The sequence below is a fragment of the Pseudomonas sp. GCM10022186 genome (genome assembly GCF_042656385.1).
GTDB lineage: Bacteria > Pseudomonadota > Gammaproteobacteria > Pseudomonadales > Pseudomonadaceae > Metapseudomonas.
The window spans coordinates 109,395-122,765 of sequence record NZ_JBHSOU010000002.1; the positions used below are offsets into that span (position 1 = coordinate 109,395).

Here is a 13,371-nt window from a genome sequence, read left to right on the forward strand (position 1 = left end):
TTGGGAGGCAAGGTTCCCTGCCCCCGTCCACCTGGAGGACAACATGTCGAAGTCGCTTCAAATGATTAAAGAACACGACGTGAAGTGGATTGATCTGCGCTTCACCGATACCAAAGGCAAGCAGCAGCACGTGACCATGCCGGCCCGTGACGCCGATGACGATTTCTTCGAACACGGCAAGATGTTCGACGGCTCCTCCATCGAAGGCTGGAAAGGCATCGAAGCCTCCGACATGATCCTGCTGCCGGACGACAGCACCGCCGTCCTGGACCCCTTCACCGAAGAGCCGACCCTGATCCTGGTCTGCGACATCATCGAGCCGAGCACCATGCAAGGCTACGACCGCGACCCGCGCGCCATCGCCAAGCGCGCCGAGGAATACCTGAAGTCCACCGGTATCGGTGACACCGTATTCGTCGGTCCGGAGCCCGAGTTCTTCATCTTCGACGAAGTGAAGTTCAAGTCCGACATCTCCGGCTCCATGTTCAAGATCTTCTCCGAACAGGCTTCCTGGAACACCGACGCCGACATCGAAGGCGGCAACAAGGGCCACCGTCCGGGCGTGAAGGGCGGCTACTTCCCGGTACCGCCGGTCGACCACGACCACGAAATCCGTACCGCCATGTGCAACGCCCTGGAAGAAATGGGCCTGGTGGTCGAAGTTCACCACCACGAAGTGGCTACCGCCGGCCAGAACGAGATCGGTGTGAAGTTCAACACCCTGGTCGCCAAGGCTGACGAAGTCCAGACCCTGAAGTACTGCGTGCACAACGTTGCCGACGCCTACGGCAAGACCGTGACCTTCATGCCGAAGCCCCTGTACGGCGACAACGGCTCGGGCATGCACGTTCACATGTCCATCTCCAAGGATGGCAAGAACACCTTCGCTGGCGAAGGCTATGCCGGCCTGTCCGATACCGCCCTGTACTTCATCGGCGGCATCATCAAGCACGGCAAGGCCCTGAACGGCTTCACCAACCCGGCCACCAACTCCTACAAGCGTCTGGTTCCCGGCTTCGAAGCCCCGGTAATGCTGGCCTACTCCGCCCGCAACCGTTCCGCCTCGATCCGTATCCCGTACGTGAACAGCCCGAAAGCCCGCCGTATCGAAGCGCGCTTCCCGGACCCGGCTGCCAACCCCTACCTGTGCTTCGCCGCCCTGCTGATGGCCGGCCTGGATGGTATCCAGAACAAGATCCATCCTGGCGATGCCGCCGACAAGAACCTGTATGACCTGCCGCCGGAAGAGGCCAAGGAAATCCCGCAGGTTTGCGGCAGCCTGAAAGAGGCGTTGGAAGAGCTGGACAAGGGCCGCGCGTTCCTGACCAAGGGCGGCGTGTTCAGCGACGACTTCATCGATGCCTACATCGAGCTGAAGAGCGAAGAAGAAATCAAGGTGCGCACCTTCGTGCACCCGCTGGAATACGACCTGTACTACAGCGTCTGATCCACGAATACCTATAAATAGCGTCAATATTAAGGCCTCCCTCGGGAGGCCTTTTTTATTGTCGAAACGGAGGACATGGCATCTTCTGTAGGGGCGAATTCATTCGCCAAGGGTTGCGCAGCAGCCCCCTGCGGCCTCCGGGGGCAGACCTGCAGTCCGCTTGGCGAATGAATTCGCCCCTACAAGGGAATGCAACCCTCGGTCAGATCCCCCCATCCGTCGGTACGCCCTGTTCCTCCGGCGGTTCGGACCTGGAAGTGCGCGCCCGGCTCAGTTGCACGTTCAGGCGCGGCATCGCCAGTTCCAGGCCGGCCTGGTCGAGGCGGCGGCGCAGGCGCAGGTTGAACGCACGCTGCACTTCCCACTGCTTGATCGGCGCGGTCTTGAAGCGGAAGCGCAGGATCGCCTGGCCATTGTCGAAGCTCTCCACGCCCTGCATTTCCAGCGGCGACCACAGGCTGCGGTAGACGGCGGGATCGCTGCGCAGCTCCTTGGCTACTGCCTGCACCAGCGCCAGGGCGTCGTCGATGGGCATGCTGGCCGGCACCGGCCAGCGGAACATGGCGTAGCCGAACTGCCGCGAGTAGTTCTTGATGCTCTTGATCTCGCTGAAGGGGATGGTGTGCACCACGCCGTCCAGGTCGCGCAGGCGCACGGTGCGGATGGTCAGGCCCTCCACCGTGCCCAGGTGGCCGCCGACGTCCACGTAGTCGTCGATCGACAGCGAGTCCTCGATGATGATGAACAGCCCGGTGATCAGATCCGCCACCAGGGATTGCGCGCCGAAGCCGATGGCCAGGCCGATCACGCCGGCACCCGCCAGCAGCGGCGTGACGTTCATGCCCATATTGGCCAGGGCGACGATCAGGGCGATCACCGCGATGGTGACGAAGAGCACGTTGCGGATCAGCGGCAGCATGGTCAGGGCGCGGGTGTTGCCGCGATTGCGGCCGCTGACGCCCAGGCTGTGCTGCACCGCCGTATCGGTAAGGATCCATACCAGCCAGGCCGCCAGCAGGGTGGTGCCGAAGCTCACCACCTTGATGCTGATCTGCTCGCCATCGCCCTCGGCATAACGGATCAGCGACATGCCCCAGACCCGCAAACCCACTTCGACGAAGAACAGCATCACGAACAGGTGCACCAGGGTGAAGCCGAAGCTCTGCAGTTGCTCGACATAGGGTGCGCTGCGCCGTGGCCCCTCGCCGATGCGGCCGGAGCGGCGGCGGATCAGGCCGATCACGGTCATCGCCACCACCGCCAGCACCGCCGAAAGCAGGGCGCGGCGCAGGGCCGAGTTGCTGTCGCCGGCGGAGACGAAGGTGGCGAACAGGGAGGTGCCCACCAGCAGCAGCACCGGCACGAACCACAGGGTGCCGACCAGCTGTACCAGGTCGTGCAGGCTGCGGCGCTTGAGGCGCAGCTCCAGCGGCTGGTTGCGGATCAGGTGGGCGATGGGGCGGCGGAAGCGCAATACGAACAGCGCCGTGAACAGGGCCGCGCTGCCGTTGGCCAGGGTGCTCAGGCAGATCGCCGTGTGTTCGCCCAGGCCGGCGATCAGCCTCGGGTCATGGGCCGTCTCGCCCAGGGCGGCCAGGCTGCCGATCAGCCAGAGCGGACGGAAGGCCTGGCGCCGCAGGATATCCAGTGCCCGCTGGCGGTGCGGCCCGCCGAGTAGCGACAGGCAGATCACGCAGAGCGCGGAGAACAGCGTGCCGGATACCAGCACGTAGGCCATCACCATCGCCAGGGTCTTGCTCAGGGAGCTGGGCAGCACCACCGAGAGGTAGAGGGTGATCAGGAAAGCGATCAGCCAGGGCCCCAGCTTGCGCAGGGCGAACAGCACCAGGTCGCCGGTCTTGGGGTTGTGCGGCAATTCCGCCGACAGGCCGAAGCGCTCGCGCATGCGCCGCCCCAGCCAGAGCAGCGCCGAAGCCAGACAGGCCCAGAGCAGGATGACCACGGAGAAGTCGAAGACGATCACCGGCAGCTCGCGCCAGGACGGCATGCGCTCCTCCAGTTCGGCGTGGGCCAACTGGAACTGCCGGCCCCAGAGTCGCAGCGGACTGTTTTCGCCCTGGAAACGCTTCTCCAGCCCGCCGAGGGTATCGCCGATCAGCGCCAGCACGCTGCCGTCCTCCTCCTTGCCCTTCTGGGTAACGTCGCGCATCTGCTTCAGTTTCTTCAGCAGATCGGCGCGCTGCTGGTCGTTCTCCAGGGTCTGGATCACCTGGTTGAGCGACTGCTCGAGCTGGGCGCTGCTGATCTGCTCACCGCCCGAGGAACTCCCCGCCAGCGGATTGGGCAGCGCCGCCCGGCTCTGCGGGGCGCAGAACAGGCCGAGGAGCAGGCAGAGCAGCAGCGGGACAATGAAACGAAGGGTAGGCAAGGACAGCATCGGCACGAGAGGGACATTCCCTGAAAACAAGTCGGACCGCAGCATCATACAAAAGCCGGCGGCCCGAGCCTCCAATCGGCGGCAATCGCCTACAGAGGTTGCGGCATGATCGGGACGCCTTGTCCATGTCGATTCGATCATTCCTGTAGGGTGGATAGCGCTTTTCTATCCACCAGCGGGGCCGTGCAAGACGCCGATGGTGGAAATCCCTGAAGGGATTTCCACCCTACGCCCCGATTGAAATGGAATCTCCCACAAGCGGCGCCATTGTTGCTCAGCCGCACACCCGGATCATCCCGCCCTTGCCAGCCAATCCCGCCAGTGCAAGGCTTAGCGACACTGCATGAACGGAGCTCGCGCCATGCGTCCCCTGCTCGCCGGCCTGCTGCTGGCACTGGCCCTGCCAGCCACCGCACAGATCTACAAGTACACCGACGCCAACGGCAATACGGTGTTCACCAACCAGCCACCGGACGGCACCGCCAGCGAACAGGTGGTGCTGCCGCCGACCAACGCGGTCCAGGCACAGCCGCCTGCGAAACCGCTGGAGCAGCCTGCCCGGGACGAGCAGGACGGCTCCTACCAGGTACTGGAGTTGACCGACCTACCCGATGACGAGGCACTGCGCGCCAACAACGGCACCTTCAGCGTCGGCGTGCGCCTGGAGCCGCGCCTGCGCCCCGGCCACAGCCTGCGCCTGCGCCTCGACGGGCAGCCCTACGGCCAGGCCGCCAACGTGCCGCGCCTGCAGGTGGTGAATGTCGACCGCGGCGAGCACAGCCTCGCGGTGGATGTGCTCGCAGGCACCAAAGTGGTGCAAAGCAGTGCCCCCGTCAGCTTCACCGTCCAGCGGGTCAACACCAGCAGCCCGGCGCTGCGCCCGCCGCCACCCGCTCCAACACCTCGCCCCAGCAACTGACCGATGACCCGATTCCTGCTCCTCGCCCTGCTCTTCCTGGGCCAGCCCGTGCTGGCCGAGGTCTATACCTACATCGACGACGAGGGCAACCGCGTCTTCACCGACCGTCCCAAGCCCGGGAATGCCAAGCGCCTCGAACTGACACCGCCCAACGGGATGGACAAGCCGGCGCCGATCCAGCCGCCGCCGCTCTATGCCGAGCCGATCCCCCGCGAGGAGGGCTACCAGATGCTGCGCATCCTGGTGCCCGAGCCCGACGCCACCATCCGCGACGGCGAAGGCAACCTGATCGTCAGCGCCACGAGCGAGCCGGGCCTGCGCGCCAACCACAGCTATCGCCTGCTGCTGGACGGCCAGCCCGTGGGCGAGCCAGGCCGCAGCCCGGTGTTCCCGCTGCAGAACCTGGACCGCGGCACCCACCAGTTGGCGGTGGAAGTCATCGACGAGCAAGGCCGCGTGGTGGAGCGCACCCCCAGTCAGCCCGTGCACATCATGCGCATATCCCTTTCGCAGAAACGCCAGGCCCGTCCCTGCAAGAAGGACGACTATGGCGTGCGCCCGGAATGCCCGCTGAAGGACAAGCCGAAGGAGGAGGACGATATCCCCCTCCTCCCTTTCATCTGATATCCAGCCCGGCCGCAGGAGCCGAGCAGCGCAGGAAGGGGCGGACGGCGCTCCGCCGGGCTCCGCGATGTCCATCGACATCCGCAGGGGTATCGCTGCGCTCCACCCATCCTGCAAAAGCGAACCCGGCACGCACCATTGCGGTGCATATGCCTGCACCGCTTTCTATACTCTCCCCATTTTGGTTCGTTCCGTGCCGGACGATCTGCTCTGAAAAGCGCCTCGCGCCAGCAGAAACCCTGTTTTCCCGCGTCTTTTCAGGGCTTTGGTTTGCTTCTTGCATTTTCCTGTCATCGCCACGAGCGCCGAAGCCATGACCATAAACGACGCCCTGCACCGACTGCTGCTAGACAACCTGACCACTGCGGTGATCCTGCTCAACGCCGACCTGCGCCTCGAGTACATGAACCCGGCGGCGGAAATGCTCCTGGCCGTCAGCGGCCAGCGCAGCCATGGCCAGTTCATCAGCGAGCTGTTCACCGAATCGCCCGAGGCGCTGGCCTCCCTGCGCCAGGCGGTGGAACAGGCGCACCCCTTCACCAAGCGCGAGGCCATGCTGACCTCGCTCTCCGGCCAGACCCTGACCGTGGACTACGCGGTGACGCCCATCCTCAACCGCGGCGAGACCCTGCTGCTGCTGGAAGTGCATCCGCGCGATCGCCTGCTGCGGATCACCAAGGAAGAGGCGCAGCTGTCCAAGCAGGAGACCACCAAGCTGCTGGTGCGCGGCCTGGCCCACGAGATCAAGAACCCCCTGGGCGGCATCCGTGGCGCCGCCCAACTGCTCTCCCGCGAGCTGCCGGAAGAGCACCTGAAGGACTACACCAACGTCATCATCGAAGAGGCCGACCGTCTGCGGAACCTGGTGGACCGCATGCTCGGCTCGAACAAGCTGCCGTCGCTGGCGATGACCAACATCCACGAAGTGCTGGAGCGCGTCTGCAGCCTGGTGGAGGCGGAAAGCCAGGGCGGCATCAATCTGGTGCGCGACTACGACCCGAGCATCCCGGACCTGTTCATCGACAAGGAGCAGATGATCCAGGCGGTGCTCAACATAGTGCGCAACGCCATGCAGGCCATCTCCGGGCAGAACGAACTGCGCCTCGGCCGCATCACCCTGCGCTCGCGCACCCTGCGCCAGTTCACCATCGGCCATACCCGCCATCGCCTGGTGACCAAGGTGGAGATCATCGACAACGGCCCGGGCATCCCGGCCGAGCTCCAGGAAACCATCTTCTACCCCATGGTCAGCGGTCGTCCGGACGGTACCGGACTGGGATTGGCCATCGCCCAGAACATCATCAGTCAGCACCAGGGCCTGATCGAGTGCGAGAGCCATCCCGGCCACACCGTCTTCTCGATCTTCCTGCCGCTGGAACAAGGAGCTTCCTCGTCATGAGCCGTAGTGAAACCGTCTGGATCGTCGACGACGACCGGTCCATCCGCTGGGTCCTGGAAAAGGCCCTGCAACAGGAAGGCATGACCACCCAGAGCTTCGAGAGCGCCGACAGCCTGCTCAGCCGCCTGGCCAGGCAACAGCCGGACGTGATCATCTCCGACATCCGCATGCCCGGCACCAGCGGCCTGGATCTCCTTGCGCGCATCCGCGAGCAGAACCCGCGCCTGCCGGTGATCATCATGACCGCCCATTCCGACCTGGACAGCGCGGTGGCCTCCTACCAGGGCGGCGCCTTCGAGTACCTGCCCAAGCCCTTCGACGTGGACGAGGCCGTGTCCCTGGTCAAGCGCGCCTTCCAGCACGCCCAGGAACAGCAGGGCCTGGAAGCGCCGGCGAGCCAGACGCGCACCCCGGAAATCATCGGCGAAGCGCCGGCCATGCAGGAGGTGTTCCGCGCCATCGGCCGCCTCAGCCACTCCAACATCACCGTGCTGATCAACGGCGAATCCGGTACCGGCAAGGAACTGGTGGCCCATGCCCTGCACCGCCACAGCCCGCGCGCCGCGTCGCCTTTCATTGCGCTGAACATGGCGGCGATCCCCAAGGACCTGATGGAGTCCGAGCTGTTCGGCCATGAAAAAGGCGCCTTCACCGGCGCCGCCAACCAGCGCCGTGGCCGCTTCGAACAGGCCGATGGCGGCACCCTGTTCCTCGACGAGATCGGCGACATGCCGGCCGACACCCAGACCCGCCTGCTGCGGGTGCTGGCCGATGGCGAGTTCTACCGGGTCGGCGGCCACACCCCGGTGAAGGTGGACGTGCGCATCATCGCCGCCACCCACCAGAACCTGGAAAACCTGGTGCAGGCCGGCAAGTTCCGCGAAGACCTGTTCCACCGCCTCAACGTCATCCGCATCCACATCCCGCGCCTGGCCGACCGCCGCGAAGACATTCCGGCGCTGGCCCGGCACTTCCTCGCCCGCGCCGCCCAGGAACTGGCGGTGGAACCCAAGCTGCTGAAGAACGAGACCGAGGAATACATCAAGAACCTGCCCTGGCCGGGCAACGTGCGCCAGCTGGAGAACACCTGCCGCTGGATAACGGTGATGGCCTCGGGCCGCGAGGTGCACGTCGACGACCTGCCGCCGGAGCTGCTGACCCAGCCCCATGACACCACCCCGGTGACCAACTGGGAGCAGGCGCTGCGCCAATGGGCCGACCAGTCCCTGGGGCGTGGCCAGTCCGGGCTGCTGGACAGTGCCGTGCCGGCCTTCGAGCGGATCATGATCGAAACCGCCCTCAAGCACACCGCCGGCCGCCGCCGCGATGCCGCCGTGCTGCTGGGCTGGGGCCGCAACACCCTCACCCGCAAGATCAAGGAGCTGGGCATGAAGGTGGACGGCAGCGACGAGGATGACAACGACGAGGGCTGATTCCGCGCCCGGCGGGGTGATTCACGGCACCCCGCCAATCCACCGTCCCACTCCCCCTCAGCCGATTTCCTGCCACGCCGACAACTCGTCGCCAATACGCCCTACGCCACCTCCTATACACCCGTACGAAAATGCCGGTTTTATCCGACGCCATGGACTGCAACGGAGCCAGGCGGGATGCTGCCCGGACCTGAATCAGAGACAGGAAAATCCCATGCAGTTACATGTAGGTGTTCGCCAGGAAGGAGATGTACTCCGGCTGAAAGCCACGGACGGCTACAGCGATTCCGAGCTGATCCGGACGTTGCGCACGTCCGGCATCGAGATAGTAATGGGGCCCATGGCACACGGCCGATCGAGAATCGGTATCCGCGCGCCGAAGAGCCTGTCGCTCAAGGTGGAAAGGCTCCGCGACTGCCGATCCACCGAGTCCTACCTCCCCGCCATCGACCATTGATCCCGTCCCGGCCCCGCTTCGGCGGGGCACTCTCGTTCCGCGCAGTGATTAGCCGGCTATCGAAAAGGACCATCTCTGGTGCCTGGACGGCCGTCCTGCCTCAAAAAAGTGCTTCAGCCAAAGGCCTCCGGCAACCCGAAAGGCGCCTGCCAGAGCACTCCCCGGCACGTCGGCGATTTCATCGGGGCCAGTAAATTCGCGGCCTCCAGCTTATTCGCAGGAATTTTCTCGGCACCGATTCAGAAATTGGCACGTCCTCTGCAGTAGACCAGACAACAGCAGTTTTGGGGGCCCTGGTACAGGCAGGCCAGGGAATCCCCACTCTTATGAAAGGCAGGCTGACCTCCAGCCGCCACGGCCCCGAAAGGGCCGGATGCAGGACGGCGCCGCCCAAGGGCGGCCAGGTTTCAGGGGGCCTTGGTACAGGCAGGCCGGGGAATCCCCTCTTTTATCCACAGGCGAGCTGGATTCCAGCCGCCAGGCCCCGCAAGGGCCCGTCGCAGTACAGCGTCGCCAGCCGCAGCGGGCGACCACCCTTTCGGGGACCTCGGTACAGGCAGGCCGGGGATTCCCCGCTCTTATTCGGCGCTCAGGCTCACATCCAGCCGCCAGCGCCCGTCCACCTCGGCAGCATGCCACTCGCCCCGCAGGGGCCGCGCCGCGACGAAACGCACCATCACCCCTTCATTCGAGCGCAGCACCTTCCAGCTCACCGGCGCCGTGCCCAGTGTCAGCTGCCCACGCGCCGTCTGCCCATCCGCACCCAGCACCAGGGCATAGGCCCCTTCCAGGGCTTCGGTACGCACCTGCGGCTCATGGTCGAACCACAGCGCCAGGCCGTCCTGGTGCACCTCGATGCGTTCCAGGTGCACCGGCTCCGGCGCCGTGAGCCGGCCGATCATCAGGCCCACCAGCAAGCCAAACAGGGCAAGGGAGAACAAAAAGCGCGGCCACAGGCTCGGTCGCGGATCATCATCGGGGGTAGAATGCCGCCCGTCTTCGGGCTCGAGGCCACGCATGTTTCACGTCATCCTGTTTCAACCGGAAATTCCGCCGAATACTGGAAACATTATCAGGCTGTGCGCCAATTCCGGCTGCCACCTTCACCTGATCGAACCGCTCGGGTTCGAGTTGGACGACAAGCGTTTGCGCCGCGCGGGTCTGGATTATCACGAGTACGCCACCCTCAAGCGCTACGGCGACCTGGAAAGCTGCCTGGCAGCCCTGGGCCAGCCCCGGGTATTCGCCTTCACCACCAAGGGCACCAGGCTCTACCACGAAGTGGCCTTCGAGAAGGGCGACGCCTTCCTCTTCGGCCCGGAAAGCCGCGGCCTGCCCCAGGAGGTTCGGGAAAGCCTGCCTCCCGAGCAGCGCCTGCGCCTGCCCATGCGCCCCAACTGCCGCAGCCTGAACCTGTCCAACACTGTGGCCGTGGCGGTGTACGAGGCATGGCGGCAGCAGGGGTTCAGCCTGGATTGAGAGTCGCCTGCAGAGGCGCATGTTCCTGTAGGGGCGAATTCATTCGCCAAGGGTCGCGAAGCGGCCCCTCGGATACCTCCAAGGTGCAGACCTTCGGCCTGCTTGGCGAATGAATTCGCCCCTACAACCTTCTCTCGCCCCTTCTCCCGGACAAAGAAAAAGCGCCCCGAAGGGCGCTTTTTCGTGTGGCCGGATGAGTCAGGCCTGGGCCTCGCCGGCGGCCTGCAGGCGTGCCAGCTCCTGGGCGTACAGGGCGTCGAAGTTCACCGGGGAAAGCATCAGCGCCGGGAAGGAGCCGCGGACAACCAGGCTGTCCAGGGTTTCGCGGGCGTAGGGGAACAGGATGTTCGGGCAGAAGGCGCCCAGGGTGTGGCTCATGGAAGCCGCATCCAGGCCCTTGATCAGGAAGATGCCGGCCTGCTGCACTTCGGCGATGAAGGCGGTTTCCTCACCGTTCTTCACGGTCACGGACAGGGTCAGCACCACTTCGTGGAAGTCGCCGTCCAGTTGCTTCTGGCGGGTGTTAAGGTCCAGGGAGACGCTCGGCGCCCACTCCTGGCGGAAGATTTCCGGGCTCTTCGGCGCTTCGAAGGACAGGTCGCGCACATAGATGCGCTGCAGGGAGAACTGCGGGTTCTGGTTTTCGCCGTTGCTTGCTTGTTCGGTCATGGGTCTGCCTTGTTCTCTAGTGCGTTTCCGTTTGCGGGCGGGCCTGGAGCAGGGCGTCGAGCTTGCCGGCGCGTTCCAGGGCATACAGGTCGTCACAGCCGCCCACATGGGCCTGGCCGATCCAGATCTGCGGCACCGAGGTGCGCCCGGCCTTGCGGGTCATCTCGGCGCGAACTGCGGGGTTGCCGTCGACGCTGATCTCCTCGTACCTGGCGCCCTTGCTGTCCAGCAGTTGCTTGGCACGGATGCAGTAGGGGCACCAGGCGCTCGAATAGACGACGATATCGGCCATCTCACTTCACCAGCGGCAGATTGTCGCCACGCCAGCTGCCGATGCCTCCAGACAGCTTGATGGCGTTGAAGCCGGCCTTCTTCAGGTCGCGGCAGACGGTGCCGGCGTGCTGGCCCATGGCGTCGACGACGATGATGGCCTTGTCCTTGTGCTTGTCCAGCTCGGTGATGCGGCCGGACAGTTTCTCGTAGGGGATGTTCAGGGCGTCGACGATATGGCCGCCGGAGAAATCCTTGTTGGCGCGCACGTCCAGCACCACGGCCTGGCCGCCGTTGACCAGGGAGGTCAGCTCGCGGGTGGAGATGGCGCGGCCGCTGCGGCGCAGTTCGTGGGCCAGCAGCAGGGCCAGCAGCACCACGAACGATCCACTCAGTACATAGTGGTTAAAGGCAAATTCAATCAGATGGGCGAGCATCGTCGGCTTCCGGGACGGTAAAATGCCGGCCAGTATACACAGCCCCACAGGTCGGCCAAACCCCGTCCAGCGGTGACGCCAATGGAACCAGACCGTAGAATGCCGCGTCTTTTTCCGGGGCCCGTGCCCGCTACTTTCCACCCTTTGCAGCAGAAGAGTCGGACTTTATGACAGCCACGCCCAAACCCCTGGTCCTGATCATCCTGGACGGTTTCGGTCACAGTGACAGCCCCGAGTACAACGCCATTTATGCCGCAAAGACCCCGGTCTACGACCGTCTGCGCGCCACCCGGCCCCATGGCCTGATTTCCGGTTCGGGCATGGACGTCGGCCTGCCCGACGGCCAGATGGGCAACTCGGAAGTCGGCCACATGAACCTGGGCGCCGGCCGTGTCGTGTACCAGGACTTCACCCGCGTGACCAAGGCGATCCGCGACGGTGACTTCTTCACCAACCCGGAAATCACCGCAGCCGTGGACAAGGCCGTGGCCGCCGGCAAGGCCGTGCACTTCATGGGCCTGCTCTCCGAAGGCGGCGTGCACAGCCACCAGGACCACCTGGTCGCCATGGCCGAACTGGCCGCCCAGCGCGGCGCCGAGAAGTTCTACCTGCACGCCTTCCTCGACGGCCGCGATACCCCGCCCAGGAGCGCCGAGCCTTCCATCAAGCTGATGGACGAAACCTTCGCCCGCCTCGGCAAGGGCCGCATCGCCAGCCTGATCGGCCGCTACTTCGCCATGGACCGCGACAACCGCTGGGACCGTGTGGAAGCCGCCTACAACCTGATCACCGAAGGCCAGGCCGAGTTCTCCGCCGCCACCGCAGCTGAAGGCCTCGCCGCCGCCTACGAGCGCGGCGAGAGCGACGAATTCGTCAAGGCCACCAGCATCGGCGAACCGGTCAGGGTGGAAGACGGCGACGCCGTGATCTTCATGAACTTCCGTGCCGACCGCGCCCGCGAACTGTCCCGCGCCTTCGTCGAGCCGGGCTTCAAGGAGTTCACCCGCCAGCGCGAGCTGAAGCTGGCCGGCTACGTGATGCTGACCCAGTACGCGGCGAGCATCCCCGCACCCAGCGCCTTCAAGCCCGAATCCCTGGACAACGTGCTGGGCGAGTACCTGGCCAAGAACGGCAAGACCCAACTGCGCATCGCCGAGACCGAGAAGTACGCCCACGTGACCTTCTTCTTCTCCGGCGGCCGCGAGGAGCCCTTCGAAGGCGAAGAGCGCATCCTGATCCCGTCGCCCAAGGTCGCCACCTATGACCTGCAGCCGGAAATGAGCGCCCCCGAGGTGACCGACAAGATCGTCGACGCCATCGGAAACCTGCGCTACGACGTGATCGTGGTGAACTACGCCAACGGCGACATGGTCGGCCACACCGGCGTGTTCGAAGCCGCGGTCAAGGCCGTGGAATGCCTGGACAGCTGCGTCGGCCGCATCGTCGAGGCCCTGGACAAGGTGGGCGGCGAGGCGCTGATCACCGCCGACCACGGCAACGTCGAGCAGATGGAAGACGAGATGACCGGCCAGGCGCACACCGCCCACACCTGCGAGCCGGTGCCCTTCATCTATGTCGGCAAGCGCCCGGCGAAGATCCGCGAAGGCGGCGTGCTGGCCGACGTGGCCCCGACCCTGCTGACCCTGATGGGCCTGCCGGTGCCGGCGGAAATGACCGGCAAGACCATAGTCGAGCTGCAGTAAGACTGCCGCCGGCGGAGTGGCCTGAAGCCAGGCGGGCTCCACGAGCCCGCCACGCCGATCCGCCCCGGCTTCCGCTCTTGCTTGACGCTTCAGGCTTGCAGCTTGCCGCTGCTTTTTTAGGCATACTAGGCCGAAC

Annotated in this window: 13 protein-coding genes; 8 read left to right on the plus strand and 5 right to left on the minus strand. The window is 65.1% G+C overall.

What is annotated here, in order from left to right; genetic code table 11:
- Window positions 1–43 precede the first annotated feature (43 nt).
- The gene (gene glnA / locus ACFPU0_RS01240) at window positions 44–1,447 is read left to right on the plus strand and encodes a glutamate--ammonia ligase (protein ID WP_377690978.1); all 1,404 of its coding nucleotides are present in this window, start codon (window positions 44–46) and stop codon (window positions 1,445–1,447) included.
- Window positions 1,448–1,649: 202 nt separating this feature from the next.
- On the opposite strand, the gene ACFPU0_RS01245 is transcribed toward glnA, so the two are convergent.
- Window positions 1,650–3,845: a mechanosensitive ion channel family protein gene (locus ACFPU0_RS01245; RefSeq protein ID WP_377691332.1), complete on the minus strand. Its 2,196-nt coding sequence runs from the start codon at window positions 3,843–3,845 to the stop codon at window positions 1,650–1,652.
- 361 nt (window positions 3,846–4,206) lie between these two features.
- On the opposite strand from ACFPU0_RS01245, the gene ACFPU0_RS01250 reads away from it, so the two are divergent.
- The 5 genes from ACFPU0_RS01250 to ACFPU0_RS01270 all read left to right on the plus strand — a co-directional run bounded on the left by ACFPU0_RS01250 (window position 4,207) and on the right by ACFPU0_RS01270 (window position 8,677).
- Window positions 4,207–4,764 carry a DUF4124 domain-containing protein gene (locus ACFPU0_RS01250; protein ID WP_377690979.1) on the plus strand — a complete coding sequence of 186 codons (558 nt, stop codon included), beginning with the start codon at window positions 4,207–4,209 and terminating at the stop codon, window positions 4,762–4,764.
- A 3-nt stretch (window positions 4,765–4,767) separates the two neighbouring features.
- Window positions 4,768–5,388: a DUF4124 domain-containing protein gene (locus ACFPU0_RS01255; RefSeq protein ID WP_377690980.1), complete on the plus strand. Its 621-nt coding sequence runs from the start codon at window positions 4,768–4,770 to the stop codon at window positions 5,386–5,388.
- Between the two features lie 313 nt (window positions 5,389–5,701).
- Window positions 5,702–6,787, plus strand: a complete 1,086-nt coding sequence (gene glnL / locus ACFPU0_RS01260; protein ID WP_377690981.1) for a nitrogen regulation protein NR(II) — start codon at window positions 5,702–5,704, stop codon at window positions 6,785–6,787.
- Entirely contained in the window at window positions 6,784–8,220 is a 1,437-nt protein-coding gene (ntrC, locus tag ACFPU0_RS01265) for a nitrogen regulation protein NR(I) (protein WP_377690982.1), read from the plus strand. Before glnL ends, ntrC begins: the two co-directional genes overlap by 4 nt.
- A 214-nt stretch (window positions 8,221–8,434) precedes the next feature.
- The gene (locus ACFPU0_RS01270) at window positions 8,435–8,677 is read left to right on the plus strand and encodes a hypothetical protein (protein ID WP_377690983.1); all 243 of its coding nucleotides are present in this window, start codon (window positions 8,435–8,437) and stop codon (window positions 8,675–8,677) included.
- Window positions 8,678–9,255: 578 nt separating this feature from the next.
- Here ACFPU0_RS01270 and ACFPU0_RS01275 read toward each other — a convergent pair.
- Entirely contained in the window at window positions 9,256–9,696 is a 441-nt protein-coding gene (locus ACFPU0_RS01275) for a hypothetical protein (RefSeq protein ID WP_377690984.1), read from the minus strand.
- Here ACFPU0_RS01275 and trmL point away from each other — a divergent pair.
- Window positions 9,695–10,156 carry a tRNA (uridine(34)/cytosine(34)/5-carboxymethylaminomethyluridine(34)-2'-O)-methyltransferase TrmL gene (gene trmL, locus ACFPU0_RS01280; protein WP_377690985.1) on the plus strand — a complete coding sequence of 154 codons (462 nt, stop codon included), beginning with the start codon at window positions 9,695–9,697 and terminating at the stop codon, window positions 10,154–10,156. The two genes, ACFPU0_RS01275 and trmL, sit on opposite strands and share 2 nt — an antisense overlap.
- 198 nt (window positions 10,157–10,354) lie before the next feature.
- Here trmL and secB read toward each other — a convergent pair whose 3' ends face one another.
- Genes secB through ACFPU0_RS01295 form a run of 3 tightly spaced genes read right to left on the minus strand, consistent with a single transcriptional unit; the run spans window position 10,355 to window position 11,532 of the window.
- Window positions 10,355–10,825 (minus strand): protein-export chaperone SecB, encoded by a 471-nt coding sequence (gene secB, locus ACFPU0_RS01285; RefSeq protein WP_151137988.1) that lies wholly within the window; start codon window positions 10,823–10,825, stop codon window positions 10,355–10,357.
- 16 nt (window positions 10,826–10,841) lie between these two features.
- The gene (grxC, locus tag ACFPU0_RS01290) at window positions 10,842–11,117 is read right to left on the minus strand and encodes a glutaredoxin 3 (RefSeq protein ID WP_377690986.1); all 276 of its coding nucleotides are present in this window, start codon (window positions 11,115–11,117) and stop codon (window positions 10,842–10,844) included.
- A 1-nt stretch (window position 11,118) separates the two neighbouring features.
- The gene (locus ACFPU0_RS01295) at window positions 11,119–11,532 is read right to left on the minus strand and encodes a rhodanese-like domain-containing protein (RefSeq protein WP_377690987.1); all 414 of its coding nucleotides are present in this window, start codon (window positions 11,530–11,532) and stop codon (window positions 11,119–11,121) included.
- 167 nt (window positions 11,533–11,699) lie between these two features.
- On the opposite strand from ACFPU0_RS01295, the gene gpmI reads away from it, so the two are divergent.
- Window positions 11,700–13,235 carry a 2,3-bisphosphoglycerate-independent phosphoglycerate mutase gene (gene gpmI, locus ACFPU0_RS01300; RefSeq protein WP_377690988.1) on the plus strand — a complete coding sequence of 512 codons (1,536 nt, stop codon included), beginning with the start codon at window positions 11,700–11,702 and terminating at the stop codon, window positions 13,233–13,235.
- Window positions 13,236–13,371 lie beyond the last annotated feature (136 nt).

Excerpts from the sequence above, each read along its gene's own strand:
- glnA (WP_377690978.1), top strand. The coding sequence starts at position 44 with ATGTCGAAGTCGCTTCAAATGATTAAAGAACACGACGTGAAGTGGATT.
- ACFPU0_RS01245 (WP_377691332.1), bottom strand. The coding sequence starts at position 3,845 with ATGCTGTCCTTGCCTACCCTTCGTTTCATTGTCCCGCTGCTGCTCTGC.
- ACFPU0_RS01250 (WP_377690979.1), top strand. The coding sequence starts at position 4,207 with ATGCGTCCCCTGCTCGCCGGCCTGCTGCTGGCACTGGCCCTGCCAGCC.
- ACFPU0_RS01255 (WP_377690980.1), top strand. The coding sequence starts at position 4,768 with ATGACCCGATTCCTGCTCCTCGCCCTGCTCTTCCTGGGCCAGCCCGTG.
- glnL (WP_377690981.1), top strand. The coding sequence starts at position 5,702 with ATGACCATAAACGACGCCCTGCACCGACTGCTGCTAGACAACCTGACC.
- ntrC (WP_377690982.1), top strand. The coding sequence starts at position 6,784 with ATGAGCCGTAGTGAAACCGTCTGGATCGTCGACGACGACCGGTCCATC.
- ACFPU0_RS01270 (WP_377690983.1), top strand. The coding sequence starts at position 8,435 with ATGCAGTTACATGTAGGTGTTCGCCAGGAAGGAGATGTACTCCGGCTG.
- trmL (WP_377690985.1), top strand. The coding sequence starts at position 9,695 with ATGTTTCACGTCATCCTGTTTCAACCGGAAATTCCGCCGAATACTGGA.
- ACFPU0_RS01275 (WP_377690984.1), bottom strand. The coding sequence starts at position 9,696 with ATGCGTGGCCTCGAGCCCGAAGACGGGCGGCATTCTACCCCCGATGAT.
- secB (WP_151137988.1), bottom strand. The coding sequence starts at position 10,825 with ATGACCGAACAAGCAAGCAACGGCGAAAACCAGAACCCGCAGTTCTCC.
- grxC (WP_377690986.1), bottom strand. The coding sequence starts at position 11,117 with ATGGCCGATATCGTCGTCTATTCGAGCGCCTGGTGCCCCTACTGCATC.
- ACFPU0_RS01295 (WP_377690987.1), bottom strand. The coding sequence starts at position 11,532 with ATGCTCGCCCATCTGATTGAATTTGCCTTTAACCACTATGTACTGAGT.
- gpmI (WP_377690988.1), top strand. The coding sequence starts at position 11,700 with ATGACAGCCACGCCCAAACCCCTGGTCCTGATCATCCTGGACGGTTTC.